This window comes from Pseudomonas sp. AU11447 (assembly GCF_001672555.2).
In the GTDB taxonomy this organism is placed as follows: Bacteria; Pseudomonadota; Gammaproteobacteria; order Pseudomonadales; family Pseudomonadaceae; genus Pseudomonas; species Pseudomonas nitroreducens.
This window is the reverse complement of record NZ_LZDG02000038.1, coordinates 216,897-236,942: the sequence shown is the minus strand read 5'-3', so window position 1 is coordinate 236,942 and position 20,046 is coordinate 216,897. Positions and strand designations below refer to the sequence as shown.

23 protein-coding genes are annotated in these 20,046 nt (G+C 66.0%); 3 read left to right on the top strand and 20 right to left on the bottom strand.

The window, feature by feature from the left end; genetic code table 11:
* Positions 1-96: 96 nt before the first annotated feature.
* From A6723_RS12455 to A6723_RS12385, 15 genes are all read right to left on the bottom strand, one after another.
* On the bottom strand, positions 97-1,371 hold the full coding sequence (locus tag A6723_RS12455; RefSeq protein ID WP_054907288.1) for a YgcG family protein: 1,275 nt from the start codon (positions 1,369-1,371) through the stop codon (positions 97-99).
* Positions 1,371-1,802: a hypothetical protein gene (locus tag A6723_RS12450; protein WP_054907287.1), complete on the bottom strand. Its 432-nt coding sequence runs from the start codon at positions 1,800-1,802 to the stop codon at positions 1,371-1,373. Before A6723_RS12450 ends, A6723_RS12455 begins: the two co-directional genes overlap by 1 nt.
* Positions 1,803-1,883: 81 nt before the next feature.
* A complete protein-coding gene (locus tag A6723_RS12445) occupies positions 1,884-3,095 on the bottom strand; it encodes a YgcG family protein (protein ID WP_139092960.1) in 1,212 nt (403 codons plus the stop codon).
* Positions 3,096-3,200: 105 nt separating this feature from the next.
* Positions 3,201-4,337 (bottom strand): flagellar biosynthesis protein FlhB, encoded by a 1,137-nt coding sequence (flhB, locus tag A6723_RS12440; protein ID WP_054907286.1) that lies wholly within the window; start codon positions 4,335-4,337, stop codon positions 3,201-3,203.
* On the bottom strand, positions 4,337-5,113 hold the full coding sequence (fliR, locus tag A6723_RS12435; protein ID WP_024764964.1) for a flagellar biosynthetic protein FliR: 777 nt from the start codon (positions 5,111-5,113) through the stop codon (positions 4,337-4,339). Before fliR ends, flhB begins: the two co-directional genes overlap by 1 nt.
* Positions 5,113-5,382 carry a flagellar biosynthesis protein FliQ gene (gene fliQ, locus A6723_RS12430; protein WP_054907285.1) on the bottom strand — a complete coding sequence of 90 codons (270 nt, stop codon included), beginning with the start codon at positions 5,380-5,382 and terminating at the stop codon, positions 5,113-5,115. The genes fliR and fliQ overlap by 1 nt, the downstream gene beginning before the upstream one ends.
* A gap of 166 nt (positions 5,383-5,548) precedes the next feature.
* Positions 5,549-6,316: a flagellar type III secretion system pore protein FliP gene (gene fliP, locus A6723_RS12425; protein ID WP_371914056.1), complete on the bottom strand. Its 768-nt coding sequence runs from the start codon at positions 6,314-6,316 to the stop codon at positions 5,549-5,551.
* Between the two features lie 20 nt (positions 6,317-6,336).
* Positions 6,337-6,816, bottom strand: a complete 480-nt coding sequence (gene fliO / locus A6723_RS12420; protein ID WP_139092959.1) for a flagellar biosynthetic protein FliO — start codon at positions 6,814-6,816, stop codon at positions 6,337-6,339.
* 1 nt (position 6,817) lies between these two features.
* Complete coding sequence (fliN, locus tag A6723_RS12415) at positions 6,818-7,285, bottom strand: flagellar motor switch protein FliN (protein ID WP_024764960.1); 468 nt, start codon at positions 7,283-7,285, stop codon at positions 6,818-6,820.
* Between the two features lie 22 nt (positions 7,286-7,307).
* On the bottom strand, positions 7,308-8,279 hold the full coding sequence (gene fliM, locus A6723_RS12410) for a flagellar motor switch protein FliM (protein ID WP_054907284.1): 972 nt from the start codon (positions 8,277-8,279) through the stop codon (positions 7,308-7,310).
* A gap of 9 nt (positions 8,280-8,288) precedes the next feature.
* Positions 8,289-8,807 carry a flagellar basal body-associated protein FliL gene (gene fliL, locus A6723_RS12405; protein WP_024764958.1) on the bottom strand — a complete coding sequence of 173 codons (519 nt, stop codon included), beginning with the start codon at positions 8,805-8,807 and terminating at the stop codon, positions 8,289-8,291.
* A 442-nt stretch (positions 8,808-9,249) separates the two neighbouring features.
* On the bottom strand, positions 9,250-10,554 hold the full coding sequence (locus A6723_RS12400) for a flagellar hook-length control protein FliK (protein ID WP_054907283.1): 1,305 nt from the start codon (positions 10,552-10,554) through the stop codon (positions 9,250-9,252).
* A 66-nt stretch (positions 10,555-10,620) separates the two neighbouring features.
* Positions 10,621-10,962: an Hpt domain-containing protein gene (locus A6723_RS12395; protein ID WP_054907282.1), complete on the bottom strand. Its 342-nt coding sequence runs from the start codon at positions 10,960-10,962 to the stop codon at positions 10,621-10,623.
* Between the two features lie 55 nt (positions 10,963-11,017).
* Positions 11,018-12,715, bottom strand: coding sequence for a SpoIIE family protein phosphatase (locus tag A6723_RS12390; protein WP_054907281.1), 1,698 nt, complete (start codon positions 12,713-12,715; stop codon positions 11,018-11,020).
* A 28-nt stretch (positions 12,716-12,743) separates the two neighbouring features.
* Complete coding sequence (locus tag A6723_RS12385) at positions 12,744-13,049, bottom strand: STAS domain-containing protein (RefSeq protein ID WP_054907280.1); 306 nt, start codon at positions 13,047-13,049, stop codon at positions 12,744-12,746.
* Between the two features lie 249 nt (positions 13,050-13,298).
* Between A6723_RS12385 and A6723_RS12380 the strand changes: the two genes are divergently transcribed.
* From A6723_RS12380 to A6723_RS12370, 3 genes are all read left to right on the top strand, one after another.
* The gene (locus tag A6723_RS12380; RefSeq protein ID WP_024764953.1) at positions 13,299-14,015 is read left to right on the top strand and encodes a TorF family putative porin; all 717 of its coding nucleotides are present in this window, start codon (positions 13,299-13,301) and stop codon (positions 14,013-14,015) included.
* A gap of 304 nt (positions 14,016-14,319) precedes the next feature.
* Positions 14,320-15,123: an AraC family transcriptional regulator gene (locus tag A6723_RS12375; protein WP_054907279.1), complete on the top strand. Its 804-nt coding sequence runs from the start codon at positions 14,320-14,322 to the stop codon at positions 15,121-15,123.
* A 49-nt stretch (positions 15,124-15,172) separates the two neighbouring features.
* The gene (locus tag A6723_RS12370) at positions 15,173-15,793 is read left to right on the top strand and encodes a LysE family translocator (RefSeq protein WP_054907278.1); all 621 of its coding nucleotides are present in this window, start codon (positions 15,173-15,175) and stop codon (positions 15,791-15,793) included.
* On the opposite strand, the gene A6723_RS12365 is transcribed toward A6723_RS12370, so the two are convergent.
* The 5 genes from A6723_RS12365 to fliH form a co-directional block, all read right to left on the bottom strand.
* Positions 15,790-16,443, bottom strand: a complete 654-nt coding sequence (locus tag A6723_RS12365) for a DUF1345 domain-containing protein (protein ID WP_196912671.1) — start codon at positions 16,441-16,443, stop codon at positions 15,790-15,792. The two genes, A6723_RS12370 and A6723_RS12365, sit on opposite strands and share 4 nt — an antisense overlap.
* Positions 16,431-17,267: an aminoglycoside phosphotransferase family protein gene (locus tag A6723_RS12360; protein WP_054907277.1), complete on the bottom strand. Its 837-nt coding sequence runs from the start codon at positions 17,265-17,267 to the stop codon at positions 16,431-16,433. Before A6723_RS12360 ends, A6723_RS12365 begins: the two co-directional genes overlap by 13 nt.
* 65 nt (positions 17,268-17,332) lie before the next feature.
* Entirely contained in the window at positions 17,333-17,776 is a 444-nt protein-coding gene (gene fliJ / locus A6723_RS12355) for a flagellar export protein FliJ (RefSeq protein WP_082450515.1), read from the bottom strand.
* Positions 17,777-17,912: 136 nt separating this feature from the next.
* Positions 17,913-19,268, bottom strand: a complete 1,356-nt coding sequence (fliI, locus tag A6723_RS12350) for a flagellar protein export ATPase FliI (RefSeq protein ID WP_024764939.1) — start codon at positions 19,266-19,268, stop codon at positions 17,913-17,915.
* On the bottom strand, positions 19,258-20,046 hold the full coding sequence (gene fliH / locus A6723_RS12345) for a flagellar assembly protein FliH (protein ID WP_054907276.1): 789 nt from the start codon (positions 20,044-20,046) through the stop codon (positions 19,258-19,260). Before fliH ends, fliI begins: the two co-directional genes overlap by 11 nt.

Below are 20,046 nucleotides of genomic sequence, written 5' to 3'. Positions count from 1 at the left end.
AACTTTTGACGCCGAGACCGGCATCCGCACAGGGTTTTGCAGGAAGCGTTCCAACTTCTTCGAACCGCGATAAATGCCCGACTCAGAGCGGCCGGATCACCAGCTTCCGGAAGCGCCGCCACCGCCGCTGGAACCGCCACCGCCGGAGTAACTGCTGCTGCCGCCGGACGACGAACTGCTGCCGCCGGAGCTTGAATCCGAGCCGGATCCGGAACCGGAGCTGCCGCCGGCCAGGAAGGCGACCAGCATCGGCACGTACAGCATCGGAATCAGCGCCAGCGAATCGGGAAGCGCCCAGGGCCACAGCGGAACTCCCGTCGCATAGACCACGAACCCGGCGATGCCGCCGGCCAGCGCCAGGCGAATGCAGAATTCCAGCCGGCTGCGCTTCCAGGTGCCGTAGGCGAGAAAGAACGGCAGGCACAGGAAGATCAGCGCGACGGTCCCACCAATGGGCGCCGCCAGGCCGTAGAGCGCGACGTCTCCCCCGTCGAAATGCGAGGCGAGCAGCATCAGCGCCACCAGGTAACCGATGATCCCGCACACCACCCAGGCTGCCTTGCGCGAAGAGGCAGCCAGGGCGCCGATGCCGCCACCGGTGAACAGGCAGAACGGCAGGACGAAGAGCAGCATCGGCGCGGCTTTCAATCCGGAACTGAAGGCCAGAAGTAGCGCCAGGGCCACCGATGCGAGCAGCACGGCGCGAACGCTGAACCAACGTCGGCGCAAGGCAATGCCTGCTACGGCGCCGGCGCCCAGGCCGATCAGCAGCAGCCAGCCCTCGAGCGTCAGGCCGCCCTGCTGGCGTTCCTCCGGCAGTGTCTCGCCATCGATCAGACGCTCCAGGACCTCGACCGCCTGCTGGATGCCGCCGGCGAAGTCACCGTCGCGGAAAGACGGAACCATGTATTCCCGGATGATCCGCGCGGCACTGACATCCGGAATCGCGCCTTCCAGCCCATAGCCGACCTCGATGCGCATAGTCCGGTCGTCCTTGGCCACCAGCACCAGCACGCCATCGTCCACCCCCTGCCGCCCCAGGCGCCATTGCTCGAAGACGCGGGTGGCGTACTGCTCGATGCTGTCCTCGCCGGTGCTGGGTAGCATCAGAATGGCGATCTGCGAGCCCTTGCGCTGCTGCAATGCCAGCAGGCGCTGACGCATCGAGGCGACCCAGTCGCTATCCAGCGTGCCGGTGAGGTCGGTGACCGGGCTCTCCAGCCGAGGCACGGCCACCGCGGCAGGCGCCTGCTCCTGCAGCGCGTCGGCGACATCTGCGCTCGCCGCAGCCCTATCAGCCTGGACAGCCTGCGTGAGCGGCGCGCCCGACAGAAGGAACAGGCACAGGAAGCCGAGAATCCAGGTTCTCATCAGGCAGCCGCCCTCGGCCGTCCGCGCAGGGCCTGCAGAATCCCCATGGACAGCTTCGGATCGTGCAACTGGCCGCGCCAGGCGCGAACGACGCTGAAGGCAGAGCTGACGAGGACGTATCCCGTGATCAGCAGACTGAACACAACCACCAGCACGGACTTGATCTGAGGCCAGAGCTTGATCTCGCCATCGTTGGCAACCACGCCCAGCGAACCGATCAACAGCACGACAGCCACGAAGATCAGCGCCAGGGACAAGTACAGGTCCAGTACTCGCAGCGTCACTTCACGGACCAGCGGCGGAGCCCTGCGCCCCAGCAGCAGATAGCCCAGCACCAGCAAGGGGACGAACCACAGCGAAACGTAGATCACCGGTAGCGTGACAAGGGGAATGACGGCAGCAATGCGGCGGTCGCGAACGGTGCTGTCCATGGCGTGCTCGGTGCCTCCTGGCAAATGGGTGTCGAGATGCTAGTTGAATGCGCTCAACGCGCAAAGCCGCGGGGCGCTGCGCTACCAGCTGCCGGACGCCCCGCCGCCGCCGCTCGACCCGCCACCACCGGAGAAACCGCCACCGCTGGAGCCGCCACGGGACGAGCCGCTGCCCGAGCCGGAGCCACCAGCCCCCTTGCCCGAACCGAATATCAGCAGCCCGGGGAGCGCCATGAACGGCAGCACCGCCAGCCAATTCAGCGGCACGGCCGGTGCGCCCGCGAAGAACGCCACCACCAGGTAGAACCCCGCCAGGATCAGCAAACGCAGATAGAAGCCCTGGCGACCCTTGCGCCAGGTATCGCGCATCATCGAGATAACCAGCCACCAGAGGCCAAGCACGAACAGCAGGCCCACCGGCGCGGCCAGCGCATAAATCCACAGGACGCCGCCAAAGCGCGGCGTCAGGAAGCCGAGCAGGATGCAGTAGGCGATCAATCCCAGCACACCGTAGAACACCACGCGAACCGTCCACAGTGCGCCGAAGGTAGCGCCACCAATCAGCAAGCAGAGCGGCGAAATCGCCACGGTCACCAGGGCATCGGTGCCGCTGGCGAGTACCGCCACCAGCGCGACGATTGCGATGCCGATCATCAGGGCACCACGCCAACGCAGGCGATGGGCGGCCAGCAACACACCGCCAATCCCACCCGCCACGAACGCCACCAGTAGCAGCCAGGCTTCCAGCGGCACCCGCAACGGGGCGGGCGCAGCCAGCGGTTCGCCGTCGATCAGGCCGATCAGCGCATCCACCGCCGCGTCGATACCGCCGGCGTAATCCCCTTCGCGGAACGCCGGCGCCATGCGCTCGCGGATGATGCGCCCGGCCAGCACATCGGGAATCGCCCCTTCCAGGCCGTAGCCCACCTCGATGCGCATCAGGTGGTCGTCCTTGGCCACCACCACCAGCACGCCATCATCAATGCCCTTGCGGCCGAGCTTCCACAGGCTGAACAGTTTGTTGGAAAACGCCTCGATGCCCATCTTGCCGACCGAGGGCAGCATCACCACGGCGATCTGCGCACCGCGCCGCTCCTCCAGGGCCTTGAGCTTGTCGATCAGGCGGGCCTTGGCGGAGGGGTCGAGAGTGCCGGTGACGTCGACCACGCGTTCGCCCAGCGGCAGCAGGACCCCGCCCTCGGCATCCGAAGCCGCCCAGGTGTACTGGGAGCAGAACAGGCAGAGCAGAAACCAAAACGTCGAGCGCCAGCCGGCGGAGAATCCATGAAGCATCGAAGTGTCCCTTCGCGATCCTTGCAGCCAGAGCATGCGACCCGGCCATGAAACACCCATGCTACTGCGGTCGGAGGGGCGAGATATAGCGGACGCGGTCCTACATCACTCGTCGCGACGCAGATCCGGCGGGATCGGCAGGTCCGGCATCGGCCCCGGGCGTTTGCCCTTGCCGGCGCGGTACTGCTTGAGCTGGTAGACATAGGCCAGCACCTGGGCGACCGCCAGGTAGAGGCCGGCGGGAATCTCGTGATCGAGTTCGGTGGAGTAGTACACCGCCCGCGCCAGCGCCGGGGATTCGAGCACGGTGACCTTGTGCTCCTGGGCGATCTCGCGAATCTTCAGGGCCATGAAGTCGTTGCCCTTGGCCAGCAGGCGCGGCGCGCCACCCTTCTCGGCGTCGTACTGCAGGGCCACGGCGAAGTGGGTCGGGTTGGTGATCACCACGTCGGCCTGGGGCACTGCCTGCATCATGCGGCGGTTGGCCATCTCGCGCTGCATCTGGCGGACCTTGGCCTTGACCTCCGGCTTGCCCTCGGAGTCCTTGTACTCGTCCTTGACCTCCTGCTTGGTCATCATCAGCTTCTTGCGGTTGTCCCAGAGCTGGAACGGAACGTCCGCGGCGGCGATGAAGATGATGCTGCAGGCCAGCCAGAAGGCGCTCCAGCCCACGACCTTGGCGCTGTGCACCATGGCCTGCTCCAGCGGCTCGTGGGACATCGCCAGCAGGTCGTCCTGGTCGGACTTGAGCACCAGTATCGCCACGATCAGCACCAGCACGAACTTGGCCAGCGCCTTGAGCAACTCGGTCAGCGAGCGCAAAGAGAACATGCGCTTGAGCCCCGCCAGCGGGTTCATCCGGCTGAACTTGGGCGCCAGCGCCTCGGCGGAAAACAGCCAGCCGCCCAGGGCCACCGGCCCGATCAGCGCAGCCAGCAGCAACACGGCGAGGATCGGCCAGACGCCGTCGGCGCCGATCTTCGCACCGGCGATCAGCAGGTTGAGCATGCTCTCGCTGTTCATCGCCGTGGCGCGGTCGAACTCGAAGCTGCCGCGCATCAGGCGCAGCAGCGCGTCGGCGAGGCTGGCGCCGAACATCAGCAGACCACCGGCGCCGGCGAGCAGCACGGCCAGGGTGTTCAGCTCCTTGGACCTGGGTAGCTGCCCTTTCTCGCGCGCGTCGCGGCGCCGTTTCTCTGTAGGTTCCTCTGTCTTGTCTTCGCTACTGTCGTTCTCGGCCATCAGCGGGCCCCCACGAGTTCGCGAAGCAGGCGCAGGCCTTCACTGGCCAGTGCCTGGTACTGAGTCAGAATGTCGGCACTGCCAATCCAGACAATGACGAACCCCATGACCAGGGTCAGGGGGAAACCGATGGAGAAGATGTTCAGCTGCGGCGCGGCGCGCGTCATGGCGCCGAATGCGAGGTTGACCACCAGCAGCGCGGTGATCGCCGGCAAGGCGATCATCAGGCCGGCACCCAGTACCCAGCCGAGCTTCCCGGCCACGGTGATGAAATGGTTGCTCGACAACCCCTCGCCCACCGGCAGCGTATTGAAGCTTTCCGCCAGCACCTCGAACACCACCAGGTGGCCGTTCATGGAGAGAAACAGCAGCGTCACCAGCATGGTGAAGAACTGCCCCAGCACCGGCACGGAAATGCCGTTGGTGGGGTCGACCATGGAGGCGAATCCCAGGCCCATCTGCATGGAGATGATCTGCCCGGAGATGACGAAGGCATGGAACATCAGCTGCAGGACGAAGCCGAGCATGGCGCCGACGAGGATTTCCTGGGCGATGTAGACCATCGCCTTGAGGCTCAGCGCGTCCACCTGCGGCATCGGCGGCAGGTTCGGCACCAGGGCCACGGCGATCGCCACGGACAGGTAGAGACGCACGCGGGTGGGCACCAGCTGGGTGCCGATGATCGGCATCACCATCAACATCGCGGCGATGCGGAACAGCGGGAACAGGAAGGCCCCGATCCAGCCGCCGATCTGCGCGTTGCTGAGCTCGAGCATCAGCCGATCAGCGTCGGGATGCTGGTGATCAGCGACTGGGTGTACTCCATCAGCTGCCGCAGCAGCCAGGGCCCCAGCACGATCAGGGTCATCAATACCACCAGCAGGCGCGGCAGGAAGCTCAGGGTCTGCTCGTTGATCTGCGTGGCGGCCTGGAACATCGCCACGATCAGGCCCACCAGCAGGCTGGGCAGCACCAGGATGCCGACCATCACGGCGGTCAGCCAGAGCGCTTCACGGAACAGGTCGACAGCGACTTCGGGGGTCATGGTTGCTCCTCTTGCGCGGCGGCCTCAATGGAAAGCTCATTCGTAGGATGGGTGGAGTTTGCGATATCCATCAGCGGGCTTGACCCGGAAATCGATGGGTATCGCTTCGCTCCACGCCATCCTACGGTGCCATCGGATAGCGTTGCGCCGACAGGAATGGACATCGCTAGACCGTCCCGAAACTGCCGGCGAGCGTACCGATGATCAGCGCCCAGCCGTCCACCAGGACGAACAGCATGATCTTGAACGGCAACGAGATGATCAGCGGCGAGAGCATCATCATGCCCATCGCCATCAGTACGCTGGACACCACCAGGTCGATGATCAGGAACGGAATGAAGATCATGAAACCGATCTGGAACGCCGTCTTCAACTCCGAAGTGACGAACGCCGGCACCAGGATGGTCAGGGGCGTGGCGTCGGCGCTGGCGATGTCGGTGCGCTTGGACAGCCGCACGAACAGCTCCAGGTCCGATTGCCGGGTCTGCGCCAGCATGAAGGCCTTGAGCGGCACCTCGGCGCGGGTGATCGCTTCCTGTGCCGGGATCTGCTCGTTCAGATAGGGCTGCAGCGCGGTGCTGTTGATCTTGTCGAACACCGGCGCCATCACGAACAGCGTCAGGAACATGGCCAGGCCGATCAGCACCTGGTTCGACGGCGTGCTCTGCAGGCCCAGCGCCTGGCGCAGGATGGAGAAGACGATGATGATCCGGGTGAAGCTGGTCATCAGCATGACGAACGCCGGGATGAAGCTCAGCGCGGTCATGATCAGCAGGATCTGCAGGCTGACCGAATACTCCTGCTGCCCCTGCGGGTTGGTGGTCACGGTGATCGCCGTCAACTGCGTCGGGTCGGCGGCGAAGGCCTGCGGCGCGGCCAGCGCCAGCAGGGCCAGGAGCAGCGGCGCGAAACGCTTGAGCGCGCCGATCAGCACGGAAGAAGTCGGCGAACGGGTCACTGCGGGCGGCCCTTGTCCTTGTTCAGCAGTTCCAGCAGGCGCTGGGCGAATTCCGGCTGCGCGGGCTCCGTCTCGGCGGCATGCACCGGCTGGCGCATGACGTGCAGCGGCGTGATGCGACCCGGCGTCAGGCCCAGCAGCACCTGCTCCTCGCCCACCTGCACCAGCACCAGGCGATCGCGCGGGCCGAGTGCCTGGCTTGAAATCAGGCGGATCGCCTGGTTACCGCGCGGCACCACCTGCTGCACACGGCGCACCAGCCAGGCGAGCAGGAAGATCAGGCCGACCACCAGCACCAGGCCCAGCAACAGCTGCATCAGCTGCGCGCCGGCGCTGCCGGTGATCAGGCTCGGCGTGGAGCTGGCATGGACGATGGCCGGGTTGGATGCCGGAACCTTGGCGCCCTCGTCGGCCATCGCCAGGAGGGACAGCCCCGCCAGCGGCAGGGCGGACAGTTTCGCGAGCAGGCGGGCCATGTCAGCGCAGCTTCTTGATGCGTTCGCTGGGGCTGATCACGTCGGTGAGGCGGATGCCGAACTTCTCGTTCACCACCACCACCTCGCCGTGGGCGATCAGTGTGCCGTTGACCAGCACGTCCAGCGGCTCGCCGGCCAGGCGATCGAGTTCGATCACCGAGCCCTGGTTGAGCTGCAGCAGGTTGCGGATGCTGATGTCGGTGTGGCCGACCTCCATGGAAATGGTCACCGGAATATCCAGGATCACATCCAGGTTGGGGCCTTCGAGGCCGGCAATGGTCGGCGCCTTGGGCGCCATGCCGAACTCTTCCATCGGCGCGCGCGGCGCGGCGGGCACGGCCGGAGCGGCTGCGCCGGCCATCATCGCATCGATGTCGTCCTGGTTGGCGTCACCCGATTCGGAGAGCGCCGCGGCCCATTCGTCGGCCAGTGCCTGTTCTTCGGGAGTCACGTTTTCTTCGTCTGACATGGTGGGTCCTCTTGGGATTCGCTCAGCGCGGGCGCACGAGCGGATCGAGAATCTGCAAGGCCAGGTTGCCCTTGTGCGAACCCAGCTTGACCTTGAAGGAAGGCACGCCGTTGGCGCGCATGATCATGTGCTCGGGCAGCTCCACCGGGATCACGTCGCCCGGCTGCATGTGCAGGATGTCCCGCAGCTTGAGCTGGCGACGCACGACGGTGGCGCCCAGCGGCACGCTGACGTCGAGGATGTCTTCGCGCAGGGCGTTGATCCAGCGCTCGTCCTGGTCGTCCACGTCGGACTGGAAGCCGGCGTCGAGCATCTCGCGGATCGGCTCGATCATCGCGTACGGCAGGGTGATGTGCAGGTCGCCGCCGCCGCCGTCCAGTTCGATGTGGAAGGTGGAGACCACCACCACTTCGCTGGGGCTGACGATGTTGGCCATCGCCGGGTTCACCTCGGAGTTCACGTACTCGAAGGTGATCGGCATCACCGCGTGCCAGGCTTCGGCGAGGTCGACGAAGGCCTGCTCGATGACCATCCGCACCACGCGCAGCTCGGTGGGGGTGAACTCGCGGCCTTCGATCTTGGCGTGGCGCCCGTCACCGCCGAAGAAATTGTCCACCAGCTTGAACACCAGCTTGGCGTCGAGGATGAACAGCGCGGTGCCGCGCAGGGGTTTCATCTTCACCAGGTTGAGGCTGGTGGGCACGTACAGCGAATGCACGTACTCGCCGAATTTCATCACCTGCACGCCGCCAACGGCGACGTCCGCCGAGCGGCGCAGCAGGTTGAACATGCTGATGCGGGTGTAGCGGGCGAACCGCTCGTTGATCATCTCCAGGGTCGGCATGCGGCCCCGGACGATGCGGTCCTGACTGGTCAGGTCGTAGGACTTGATCGCCCCCGGCTCGACGTCGGACTCGGTTTCCACCAGGCCATCGTCCACGCCGTGCAACAGCGCGTCGATCTCGTCCTGGGAAAGTAGATCCTGCATGGCCATGGCGGGTACCTACTGCAATACGAAGTTGGTGAAAAGCACTTGCTCCACGGTCAACTGACCGGTCGCCTTCTTCGCCAGTTCCTGAAGACTGGAAGTCGCCTGCTGACGCAGCATTTCCTTGCCCACCGGCGTCACCAGCGTGTCGAAATTCTGACTGGAGAAGAGCATCACCAGCTGGTTGCGCACCAGCGGCATCTGCTCGCGCAGCGCGTCCATCTGCGCCTGGTCGCGGCCCATCAGGGCGACGGCCACCTGCAGGTAACGCTGGCGACCGTTCTGATTGAAGTTGACCACGAAGGCTGGCGCGAGGATCTCGTAGACCGCCTGCTTCTTGGTCGGCTCCGCGTGCTCGGCGCTCTTGGCTTCGGCTTCCTCGGGCTTGGCGCTCTTGTGCAGGAAGAACCAGGTGCCGCCCACCGAAGCACCGACTGCCAGCAGGAAGGCCAGCACGATGATGATGATGAGTTTCAGCTTGCCCTTGGCGGGCGCTTGTCCATCGGGAAGCGGAGGCTGTTCTTTCTTGGCCATGCCAAATATCCGTCACTATTCCGGCGCAATGCGCTGATACAGGGGGTATCAGCAAGGGCTGTGCCAGTTCGACTGGCGCCGCCGCGGATATTACAGGCTAGACGGAGGATGTCACGGGGAGCGTAAGAATTTTCCTGTGAGCCATGGAGATCAGGCGTTGAGGCGGTTCGCCCGCAAGCTCGCTCCGGCAGGCTGGGCCAAACTGCGAACTCGCTTTTCGTAGGAGCGAGCTTGCTCGCGAACAACAGGGAAACTCCGTGCTCGCGCAATTCCCTCACCCCAGCCCTCTCCCGGAGGGAGAGGGGGGCCTCCCGTGCCTTAAACAGTGCCGGATGGCTGCGGACTGCCCAAACGCTCAGGACAGTCCCCTCTCCCCTTGGGAGAGGGTTAGGTTGAGGGCCCTCTCAGGCGCGCCGCGCTGCCCTGCAAAGCCGCACAGGAATCACGCGTAGTAATCCACCAGCCCCCTGCCCTGCGCCGTCGATGCCGGGCGGATCTCCGACACGCCGCTGATCATCGGCTCGTCGTCGCCCTCTGAACCGGCCACGCGCCGCGAACCGCCGCGCTCATCGCCCTGCTGCTGTTGCTGCCAGCCACGGGCGGACTGGTCCGAGACGTTGACGTCCAGCTGGCCCATGCCCTGCTGGCTGAACATTTCGCGCAAGCGGTGCTGCTGGCTGTCCAGCGCTTCACGCACGCCGGCGTTGGCGCTGACGAAATTCACCTGGGTCTGGTCGGCGGTCATGTGGATACGCACCTCCAGGCGACCGAGGTCGGCCGGGTCCATCTGGATCTCGGCGGACTTGAGGTTCTGCGAGGACATCCACATCACCCGGTCCACTACCTGGTCGGTCCAGCCATTCTGCTGCATCGACACCGCCTGGCCGGGCACCAGCGGGTTCACCGGGCGAGTGGTCATGGCCTGTGGTGTGTTCAGCGCCTGGGTCAGGGACTCCAGACGCGCAGCGAACGTTTCGTTGCGCGGCATCTCCGGCTTGGCGTCGGTCTGCACATCCGCCAATTGCTGGGTCAGGTCCGCTCCATCCTTCAGCGCGCCTTCGCCGAGCTTCGCTTCACCGCCCTTGGCGGCCGAATCCGGGTTCAGCGCGGCCAGGGCAGCGGACAAGTCGTTCTTCGCGTCGACGTTCGCCTTGCCGTCGGCCTTGGCTGCCAGGTGGCCGGCCAACTGCGTCGGCTGAACCTGCGGTGCCTGGTCCTCGCCACCCAGCCCCAGGGCCAGGCTCACGCCAGGGATCTCGTTGAGTTTCTGCAAGTCGCCATCGCTGCTGGCATCCGTCAGCTGGCTGGCCCCGCTGCTGACCACCAACGGTGGCGCCTCGGGCTCCGGCAGTTGCCCGGTCATGCCCAGCATCAGCAGCGGGTCGAGGGTCGCGTCGGTCTTGGCTTCGGTATCGGCTACCGTGCTGTCCTGCGCCTTGCTGGCGCCATCGGCCGGCAAGGCCTTGCCGTCCTCGGCAACCTTTGGCTGGTCGGCGGCAGCCGGCGCAGCAGAATCCTTGCTCGCAGTGCCCTTGTCGGCAGTGTCCCGAGGCTTGTCGGTCTTCGCCTTGACGGGCTTGTCCGGGCGCTCGCTGGCCGCCGGACGCTGCTCCTTGGCATAGACGTCGGCGAAGCTGGAACCCTTGTCGTTGCTGCTGTTCGACGAATTCTGGGCAGACTTGGAGAGCGCCGCCTTGGGCCTGGTGTCAGGCGTCGACGTCAATAACATATCCGGGGCGACAGCCATCGGAGTTCTCCGTTGATGTGAATATCCAACACGGAGATAGCAAGGCGCGGGCCAACTCGGAAAAACTCAGGAGCGACCGGGCACCAGCAGGGTACGGACGATGGAGAATTCGTGCTCGACCTTGCCGATCAGGCTCTGGGCGCTGGCCAGGTCATTCTGCCGTGCGGCCTCTTCCAGGCGCTTGCACAGACTGCTCAGTACGGAAGCGCCCATGTTGCCGCAGCTGCCCTTGAAGCTGTGCGCAGCGTGGCGCAGTGCTGGCGCATCGCTGACGGCGGACGCCTCGCGGATGCTGCGCAGGCGCTCTTCGGAGTCGCTGAGGAAGGTCTCCACCAGGAGCGGGTACTCGTCTTCCATGATCGACAGCAAATTGCTCAGCACGGCGCCATCGAGATGCGGCTCGGACATGGGGCACTCCCTGGAGGACGGCTCGCCACCCTGCGGGGGGACAAGAAGGCCCCGATTATGCCTGAGCCGACCAGAAGAACTCCACGGCCACGGTCTTGCCGTCGCTCGACCACTGGCAGCGGTCGGCCAGTTGCCGGACCAGCGTGAGGCCGCGCCCGCAGAGACTGCCGGCAGCCTGCTGCGAAGCGAGCACCGCGCCGACGTCGAAACCGTCGCCGCTGTCTTCCACCCGCATCAGCAACCGCCCGCCATCGCCGTGGGGCGCGAGGTCGAGGTGGAAACGCACGAAGCCGTCGTGCAGCTCGTGGAGACGCTGGCTGCGCTCCTGGTAATAGCGGGCGAAGCCGGCGGCATCGCACTTGAGCGTGGAGTCCAGGCCCATCACGCCGTGCTCCAGGGCGTTGGAGTACAGCTCGGCGAGCACGGTGTAGAGCGCGCCGCCGCGCGGGCGCAGGTCGTGCACTTCCATCAGCAGCTGCAGCAGGAAAGGCAGGGGATTGAAATTGCGCAGGGTCGGCGCACGGAACTCGAAACTGGCGGACCAGTCCAGCGGGCTGCTCAGGCCATTGTCGGAGAATGCCAGCGGCGGGCGCTGCAGCGAGTTCTCGGGGACCAGCGCGACCTCCAGCATGCTGACGTCATCCTGGGCCTCGCCGCGGAAGCGCGCCAGGGCGGCCTGGATACCATCGAACAGGCGCGCGGAGCTTGGCTCGCTGTCGTAGACCTCGCGCAGGCGCTGTTCCCCGAACACTTCGCCGGCGGCATTGCGCGCTTCCAGCACTCCGTCGGAGAAGAGAAACACACGGTCGCCCTCCTCCATGGCGTAGACCTCGCAGTGGTCGCTGAAGGCAGACGCCTCGAGTATCCCCAGCGGCAAGTGCCGCGAGACCAGCGGCACGATTTCGCGCGGCTGCTGGCGCAGCAGGTAGCCATTGGGCAGGCCGCCATTCCACACCTCCACCAGGCCGCGCTGGAAACTCAGATTGAGCACCGCGGCGCAGCAGAACACCCCTACCGGGAGGATGCGCTTGAGCTTGGCATTCATCTCCCGAAGGATGTCCGCCATCGGGTAGCCCTTGGCAGTCATGCCGTAGAACACCTCGGCCAGCGGCATGGCACCGATGGCCGCCGGCAAGCCATGGCCGGTGAAGTCACCGAGCAGCACGTGCATGCCGCCGGAAGGCTTGAAGGCCGCCAGCAGCAGGTCACCGTTGAACAAGGCAAAGGGTGATTGCAGATAGCGGATATTCGCCGCATTCAGGCAACCCGAATGCGCCACCTTGTCGAACACCGCCTTGGCCACCCGCTGCTCGTTGAGCAGGTGTTCGTTGTGCCGGGCGATCAGGTCGCGCTGTTCCAGCACCATCCGCTGCAGGTGATGCAGGCGCCCCATGGCGCGGATCTTGGCTTCGAGGATGATGCGGTTGTAGGGCTTGGAGAGGAAGTCGTCGCCGCCCGCCTCCAGGCTCTGCACCAGCGCCTCGGGCTCGCTCAGTGAGGTGAGGAAGATGATCGGCACCAGCTCCTCGCCGGCCTGCCGGCGAATCCGCCGCGCCGCCTCGAAGCCGTCCATCACCGGCATCAGTGCATCCATCAGCACCAGCTGCGGGCGCTCCTGGGCGAACAGCGCCAGGGCTTCCAGCCCGTTGGCGGCGGTGAGCACGCGATGACCCTGGCGGCTGACGATGGTCGACAACAGCAGGCGGTCGGCGGCGTTGTCGTCGGCGATCAGTACCGTGAGGAGTTCGGACATGGCCGTTGCCACTGCGGACCGGGCCGCGTCAGCTGATCTTGAACAGCTGCTCGAAGTTGGAAATGGCCAGCACCTTGCGCACATCGGGGTTGCAGTGCACCAGGCTGATCTGCGCGCTCTCGCCACCGGCATGGTCGCGCAGCAGCAGGAGCATCCCCAGCGCCGAGCTGTCCAGATAGGTGGCACCCTTCAGGTCCACCACGTAGCGCTTGGGAGTGGTCTCGACGCGCTCGTAGGCGTTGCGGAACTCCTGGTGTGCGCCGAAATCGAAACGCCCCTGGACCACGATGGTGAGCTCCTGCCCGTCAGCGGAGGGAACGGAAGTGATGGCCATGGGATTCTCCTTATCGATCGATGGTCGCGCACGAGCTTGAAGATGTAGCAGTTAGCGATGACAGCGGCAACCTCGGCGAGCGATGGGAAACCGCCGGGCCAGGCCCGTCTGGCCTTCGCCGCGCGAGTCGATTAATGGACCACCGGTCGACACAGGCATGGCGAATGCCTTTACCCTTTTACGCGTGCGACGCGGGGTGAAGGCTCGCAAGAAGCCTTGTAAGGGTCGCAGCCGCAAGAAGGGGGGAGCATGACCAAGTCCATTCTCATCGCGGCCTGCATGTTGTGTGCAGCGCCGTATGCCGCCGCCCAGGTGATGCAGCGCGAGCTGGGTGACTTCGAACTCAAGTTCGCCAACTCGCCGACGCGCAGCATGGCCCAGGGGCTGGTCCAGCCGGGCCAGGCCAGCAGCGCCCAGGGTGGCCTCGACATCACCCACGACAGTGGGTGGTATGTGGGCAGCTGGACATCGAACCTGGAGCAGGAGAAGCCCCTGGAGATCGACAGCTACGCCGGCTTCAAGCACCCGCTGGGTGACGGCAAGCTGGGCTACGAAGTAGGCACCCTGCGCTACAGCCGCCCGGAGCAACCCGACTACGACAGCCAGGCGCTCTACGGTGGCCTCTCGGTGTTCGGCAGCCGCCTCGGCGCGGCCTACAGTGCCCAGGCCGGGCGCAGCACCGCGACGCTGTTCACCGACCTGGGCGTACAGTCCGACCTCGGCTTCGACGTGACCTTCAAGTACTCCGCCTACAGTCTCGCTTCCCCCGTGAGCCTGAGCAGCGGCGGCAGCGTCAGCGAGTACGGCGACTGGTCGTTGAACTTCAGCCGACCGTGGAAAGGCATCGACCTGAACTTCTCCTACAGCGGCAGCAGCCTCACCGGCGGCGACTGCAGTGCCTACTCCGGGCACAACGCCTATTGCGACTCGGCATTCATGTTCAAGGCGTCACGGCCGTTCTTCTGAGCCTGGACATTCTCAGTCCGCGGAGCATCCTCACCCCAGCCCTGGCTGCGCGCCCCGCTCCTGAGAGAGAGGGGGTAGCCCGTGCCTGGGCTGAATCCACCGTTTTTCCTGCACCATCGATTCCCGCAGAGAGCAGTTCCCCGCACACACCGAACGGCCCCCTTTCCCTCGGGAGAGAGTTGAGGTGAGGGGCAAACCGAGTACCGACGGTCGGCAGTGGCGAAAGAGTCAATTTCATTCAAGAGCATCGCTGCACAAGGGGCTACTCTGCCAGTCACCACACCACGCCCGCAGGCTCTGACCCATGCTGCACCGAGTGAACTGCACTTCCACTGCCCTGCCCGGCCTGCGCACCGTCGAGATCCTTACCCAGCGCAGCTTCCCGCGCCATGCCCACGACGAGTACGGCATCGGCGTGATGCTCGAGGGCGGCCATCGTTCGTGGAGCGGCCGCGGCCAGGTCGAGGCCGGGCCGAGCGACATCATCACCGTGAGCCCCAACGAACTGCACGACGGCATTCCCCTGCGCAGTGCGCCCCGCCGCTGGTGGATGCTGTACGTCGAGCCGACGCTGATTGCACGACTGGCCGGCAGCGAGATGGCCGGCAGGGAGTTTCCCCTGCCGACGCTGGCCGACCCGCGACTCGCCCGGCGCATCGCCAGCCTGTTGCAGCGCCTGCCGGACGCTTGCGCCGATGAAGCCAGCGAAGGCCTGATCGACCTGTTCGGCGATCTGCTCGACCGGCGTACCGCCACGACAGCAGCCGCCCTGCCCTCCCGGAGCGTGGCGCGCATGCTCGAGCGGATTCACGATGACCCGCGCCACGCTCCCACACTGGCCGAGCTCGCCAGCCTGGCCGGGCTGACACCCTTTGCGGCCCTGCGCCGCTTCCGCCGCGAACTGGGCACCACGCCCCATGCGTACCTGCTGCAGTACCGCGTGCGAGTGGCCCACAAGGCTATCGGCGAGGGCCGCTCGCTGGCCGAAGCGAGCCTGCTCGCCGGGTTCGCCGACCAGTCCCACATGACCCGCGCCTTCGCCCGCCAGCTCGGGCCGACGCCAGGACAATGGCGCTCCTCGCTCAGGGCACCACTACCAGCACCCTGAGTTCGCCGGCCTCACGGCCTCACTTCTTCCAGACAGGAAACCCACGGGAATGAACGCAGAATTCCTGCTGACGGCGTTCGTCGTCGTTTTGCTGCCCGGCACCGGTGTGCTCTACACCCTGGCCGTCGGCCTCGGACTCGGTGCCCGCGCGGCCACCCTTGCGGCACTGGGCTGCACACTGGGCATGGTCCCGCAATTGCTGCTCGCGACCTTCGGCCTGTCGCTGATCCTGCAGGCCAGCGCGGCCAGCTTCCAGGTCATCAGATGGCTGGGCACCGCCTACCTGCTGTTCATCGCCTGGCAGGTATTGCGCGGCAACGGCGCCCTGGCGCTGGACTCGGCCGGCAGCCCGCGCAGCACCACTCAGTTGGTGGGCACCGGGCTCTGGCTCAACCTGCTCAACCCCAAGCTCGGGCTGTTCTTCCTGGCCTTCCTGCCGCAGTTCGTGCCGGCCGGCAGCGCGGACGCCAAGGCCCTGTTCCTGGTGCTCGGCCTGGCATTCGCACTGATGACCTTCCTCGTGTTCATCGGCTATGGGCTGCTGGCAGCCCGGGTGCGCGACCACGTGATCGGTCGACCCGCCGTGATGAAAGGGATTCGCTGGGGCTTCTCGCTGGCCTTCGTCGTGCTTGCGCTGCGCCTGGCCGCCGAGACGCTGCCGCCCGCCTAGCCGACCAAGCCGGCGCCCATGTTGATCGCCAACCCCAGGATCGCGGTATTGAACAGGAAGCCGATCACCGAGTGCGCCAGCACCACCTTGCGCATCGAACGCGAGGCGACTTCCACATCGGAGGTCTGCACCGCCACGCTGAGGGTGAAGGAGAAGTAGAGGAAGTCCCACAGGTCCGGATGCTGTTCGCCTTCGGGAAAGCGCAGCACCGGCTTGCTCTCGTGGGCGGCATAGAACATCCGCGCGTAATGCATGCTGAACATGGTGCCGATGAGGAACCAGGAACCGAGCACGGTGCTGGCCGTGAAGGCATAACGCACCAGCTTCTCGCGGTCACCGGCGTGGGATGCGGTGGCCAGTTCGACGATGATCGCCCCCAGGCTCGCCAGCGCCGCCACGATGATCAACACCAGCACTGCTTCGGCGTTCTCGTCCTCGATGCTCGCCACGCGCTTCACCTGAGCGGCGTCGGCCCGCCAGGCCAGCCAGCCGATCAGCAGCACGTACAGCCAGGCCATGCCGTTCCACCCCACCAGCACCCGCGTCATGGGTGACAGCCAGTAGCAGGCCAGCCCCGCCAAAACGCCGAACAACCCGGCCCCCAGCAGGCGTGGATGCGCCCGCAGCAACGTGCGATTCACGCGCAGCATGCGGTGCGATCCAGTTCGGCGGCCGCCAGCTGCGCGACGGTGAGATCGCTCTCTGCGGCCATGCCATCGTCGAGGAACCAGGCGGCGGAAAGACCGGCGAAAGCCAGCACCCACTCCAGCAGGCGCCGCCGATCGACACGGGCGTGCTCGACGATCACATCCAGCTGGCGGAGAAAGCGCGCACGCTCGCGAGAGGTGGGCAGGTCCGGGTTGCACAGCAGGTTGGCGTAGTCGAACAGACGCTCGCCATACAGGCGCTTGGGATCGATGGCGCGCCAGCCGCGCTCGCCGAAATCCAGGATGTTGTCGTGATGGACGTCGCCGTGCAGCACGCCCCGGTCATGCTCGCTGGCCAGCAACGCTTCGGCGGTTTCCAGGCAGCGCGGGAACAGGCCGCCGTAACGCGCCGCCGCAGGCGCCAGATCGCGGAACCATTCGCGCAGCCCGAGCAGTGGCGGCAGCGGTTGCTCCTGCGGCCAGTGCAGGCGGCGCACGACATCACAAACGATGCGGCTGGCCTGGTCGTCCTCGCCATTGAGCGCCATGTGCATCAGCGATCGAGTGCCCTCGGCACGCTCCATCAGGAGGGTGTCACCGTCAAAGGCGTAGACCAGCGCGGCGCCCTCGCCATTCCACCAGTTCATCACCTGCGCGCCGACCTGCTCGTCGATGTCCAGCGCACGCTTGACCATCGCTGCCCGGCCGCGCCAGCGCACCGGCAACAGGTGGCTGCTGGGGGTGACGATGGGATCGCCTTCGGGAGTGAGTTGCCATAGGTCCAGGACGCGCTGGAAATCCACAGGAACAGGCGTGGGGAGAGGCATGAAAGGCTTCCGCTGGGAGGACTCCGTGGAGCCTAGCACGCCGCCGCGCCGCGCCGCTGGCGCAGTCAGTCGACGGAGGGTTTCAGACGCTGGGCAAACTCATCGAGCTGCTTCTGCTCGTACTTGTCGGCGGCCAGGCGCGCTTCCTCGCGATAACGCTCCACTAGTTTTCGCAGGCCTTCCAGGCGCGCGTACTTCTCCTGCCAGACGGCTCGTGCCTTGTCGACGGTTTCCTGGTGCCAGCTGACGGAGCGGTTCTGCTGCTCCACCGCACCTTCGAGCTGGGAGAGGAAGCGCTGGTAGTTGATCAGCCACTGGCCACTGACGCCCTGCTGGCCATTGCGGATCCACTGCTGCTGGTAGTCGAAGCGGTAGCGTTCCAGCTCGGCAAGCTTGCGCTGCGCCTGCTGTAGCTGACCCTGCACCAGACCAAGCTGGCGCGCGGCTTCGCGCTCGGCCTTGAGCGCCATCTCGACCACCGGAGCCAGGCGTTCGGCGCGGCGGTTCACAAGCGCTTCTCCCGCTGCGTTTTCCGTAGGATGGGTGGAGCGCAGCGATACCCATGCTGCGATTCGCCACAAGCTGAAAGACGATGGGTATCGCAAGCTCCACCCATCCTACGAGCAGCTTCGCGGAGGCCGGGCATCAGCCGGCCTTGCCACTGACGACCGCGTCGAGCAGCAGGCGGCTGTCGTCGAGGTTCTGGCTTTCGTCCAGCCCCTGGCGGAGGAACTGGCGCATGATCGGGAAGCGCTGGATCGCCAGGTCGGTTTCCGGATCGCCACCGGCCACGTATGCGCCAACGCTGATCAGGTCGCGGCTCTGCTGGTAGCGCGACCACAGTTGCTTGAAGCGCTGGGCATCGCGCAGGTGTTCCGGCGAGGTGACCTGCGGCATCACCCGGCTGATGGAGGCTTCGATGTCGATGGCCGGGTAATGGCCTTCCTCGGCCAGCCGGCGCGACAGCACGAAGTGGCCGTCGAGCACACCCCGCGCGGCATCGGCGATCGGGTCCTGCTGGTCGTCGCCTTCGCTGAGCACAGTGTAGAACGCGGTGATCGAACCGCCGCCCTTTTCGCCATTACCGGCGCGCTCAACGAGACGCGGCAGCTTGGCGAATACCGACGGCGGATAGCCCTTGGTCGCCGGCGGTTCGCCGATGGCCAGGGCGATCTCGCGCTGGGCCTGGGCGTAACGGGTCAGGGAATCCATCAGCAACAGCACGTTCTTGCCCTTGTCGCGGAAGTACTCGGCGATACGGGTGCAATACTGCGCGGCGCGCAGGCGCATCAGCGGCGCATCGTCCGCCGGCGAGGCGACGACCACGGAACGCTTGAGGCCTTCCTCGCCGAGGATGTGCTCGATGAATTCCTTCACCTCGCGGCCCCGTTCACCGATCAGCCCGACCACGATGATGTCGGCCTTGGTGAACTTGGTCATCATGCCCAGCAGCACGGATTTACCGACGCCGGTACCGGCGAACAGGCCCAGGCGCTGGCCGCGGCCGACGGTGAGCAGCGAGTTGATCGAACGGATGCCGACGTCCATCGGTTCATGGATCGGGTCGCGTGCCAGCGGGTTGATGATCGGGCCATCCATCGGCACCCAGTCCTCGGCGCGCATGCCGCCCTTGCCGTCCAGTGCGCGGCCGACGCCGTCGAGCACGCGGCCGAGCATCGACATGCCCATGGGCAGGCGGCCGGAGTCCGGCAGCGGCACCACGCGGGCGCCGGGCGCGATGCCGACGAGGCTGCCCACCGGCATCAGGTAGATCTTGCTGCCGGCAAAGCCCATGACTTCGGCTTCCACCTGCACGGGGTGATAGCCGCCGTCGTTGATCACCTGGCAACGGCTGCCGACGGCGGCCTGCAGGCCTTCGGCCTCCAGCGTCAGGCCGACCATGCGCAGCAGGCGGCCTTCCACCACCGGCTGCGTCGGCAGGCTCACGGCGTCGCTGTAGCCCTGCAGGCGGCGGGCAAAGCTGACGCGATCAAGACGCATCGGGGTCGCCTTGGCCAGCGTCGAGGTCCACATGCAGGTCAGGCTCCAGCGCATGGGTCGCCTGGTCGCGCTGCTGCTCGAAGAGTTGCTTCACGGCCTGGGCCAGGCGCGTCTCGACAGAGGCGTCGATGCGCGAATGCTCGGTCTCGATACGGCAACCGCCGGGCAGCAGGCCATCGTCCTCGATGATCTTCCAGCTTTCCTCGTGGCGGTCGCGTAGCGCTTTCACCAGTTCGAAGTCCTGCGGGTTGACCTGGATACGGATGTTGCTGGCGCCCATGGGCAGCAGCTTGAGTGCCTCGCGCAGCACCAGGCGGATCTGGCTGGAATCGGTGGCCAGTTCGCGCTGCACCACCTGGCGCACCACGTGGGTCACCAGGTTGAGCATGCCTTGTTCGAGCATCTGGTCCTGCTCGGCGATGGGCTCGAGCAGGTGCGACATCAGGGTTTCGAGATTCTGCAGGCGCGGTTGCAGCGCCGCGTCGGCTTCCTGGCGCGCCTTCAGCTGGCCGGCGTGGAAGCCGTCCTTCTCGCCGGTGGAAAAGCCCTCGTTGTACGCCTCCTGGCGAATCGCCTCGAGCTCGTCCAGCGTCAGTGGCTTGACCTCTTCCTCCGGCACCTCTTCGATCTGCGGCGGTTCGTCGAGCACCGGCTCGGGTTCGGGCTCGGGTTCCGGGGCCGGCCGGGCCGGGTCGAAACTGGGCAGCGACCAACGATCGAACCCCACGGTATCGCGGGCCCGGATCAGCTCGCTGAGCTTGTCCTCGTCCTTGACCAA

What these genes read in the sequence shown, in the direction of transcription:
- A6723_RS12375 (WP_054907279.1), top strand. Translation starts at nt 14,320, where the DNA reads ATGCTGCACCGAGTGAACTGCACTTCCACTGCCCTGCCCGGCCTGCGC.
- A6723_RS12380 (WP_024764953.1), top strand. Translation starts at nt 13,299, where the DNA reads ATGACCAAGTCCATTCTCATCGCGGCCTGCATGTTGTGTGCAGCGCCG.
- fliM (WP_054907284.1), bottom strand. Translation starts at nt 8,279, where the DNA reads ATGGCCATGCAGGATCTACTTTCCCAGGACGAGATCGACGCGCTGTTG.
- fliN (WP_024764960.1), bottom strand. Translation starts at nt 7,285, where the DNA reads ATGTCAGACGAAGAAAACGTGACTCCCGAAGAACAGGCACTGGCCGAC.
- A6723_RS12445 (WP_139092960.1), bottom strand. Translation starts at nt 3,095, where the DNA reads ATGCTTCATGGATTCTCCGCCGGCTGGCGCTCGACGTTTTGGTTTCTG.
- A6723_RS12450 (WP_054907287.1), bottom strand. Translation starts at nt 1,802, where the DNA reads ATGGACAGCACCGTTCGCGACCGCCGCATTGCTGCCGTCATTCCCCTT.
- fliI (WP_024764939.1), bottom strand. Translation starts at nt 19,268, where the DNA reads ATGCGTCTTGATCGCGTCAGCTTTGCCCGCCGCCTGCAGGGCTACAGC.
- A6723_RS12365 (WP_196912671.1), bottom strand. Translation starts at nt 16,443, where the DNA reads ATGCTGCGCGTGAATCGCACGTTGCTGCGGGCGCATCCACGCCTGCTG.
- fliR (WP_024764964.1), bottom strand. Translation starts at nt 5,113, where the DNA reads ATGCTCGAGCTCAGCAACGCGCAGATCGGCGGCTGGATCGGGGCCTTC.
- A6723_RS12390 (WP_054907281.1), bottom strand. Translation starts at nt 12,715, where the DNA reads ATGTCCGAACTCCTCACGGTACTGATCGCCGACGACAACGCCGCCGAC.
- A6723_RS12455 (WP_054907288.1), bottom strand. Translation starts at nt 1,371, where the DNA reads ATGAGAACCTGGATTCTCGGCTTCCTGTGCCTGTTCCTTCTGTCGGGC.
- A6723_RS12395 (WP_054907282.1), bottom strand. Translation starts at nt 10,962, where the DNA reads ATGTCCGAGCCGCATCTCGATGGCGCCGTGCTGAGCAATTTGCTGTCG.
- fliL (WP_024764958.1), bottom strand. Translation starts at nt 8,807, where the DNA reads ATGGCCAAGAAAGAACAGCCTCCGCTTCCCGATGGACAAGCGCCCGCC.
- A6723_RS12400 (WP_054907283.1), bottom strand. Translation starts at nt 10,554, where the DNA reads ATGGCTGTCGCCCCGGATATGTTATTGACGTCGACGCCTGACACCAGG.
- fliQ (WP_054907285.1), bottom strand. Translation starts at nt 5,382, where the DNA reads ATGACCCCCGAAGTCGCTGTCGACCTGTTCCGTGAAGCGCTCTGGCTG.
- flhB (WP_054907286.1), bottom strand. Translation starts at nt 4,337, where the DNA reads ATGGCCGAGAACGACAGTAGCGAAGACAAGACAGAGGAACCTACAGAG.
- A6723_RS12385 (WP_054907280.1), bottom strand. Translation starts at nt 13,049, where the DNA reads ATGGCCATCACTTCCGTTCCCTCCGCTGACGGGCAGGAGCTCACCATC.
- A6723_RS12370 (WP_054907278.1), top strand. Translation starts at nt 15,173, where the DNA reads ATGAACGCAGAATTCCTGCTGACGGCGTTCGTCGTCGTTTTGCTGCCC.
- fliO (WP_139092959.1), bottom strand. Translation starts at nt 6,816, where the DNA reads ATGGCCCGCCTGCTCGCGAAACTGTCCGCCCTGCCGCTGGCGGGGCTG.
- A6723_RS12360 (WP_054907277.1), bottom strand. Translation starts at nt 17,267, where the DNA reads ATGCCTCTCCCCACGCCTGTTCCTGTGGATTTCCAGCGCGTCCTGGAC.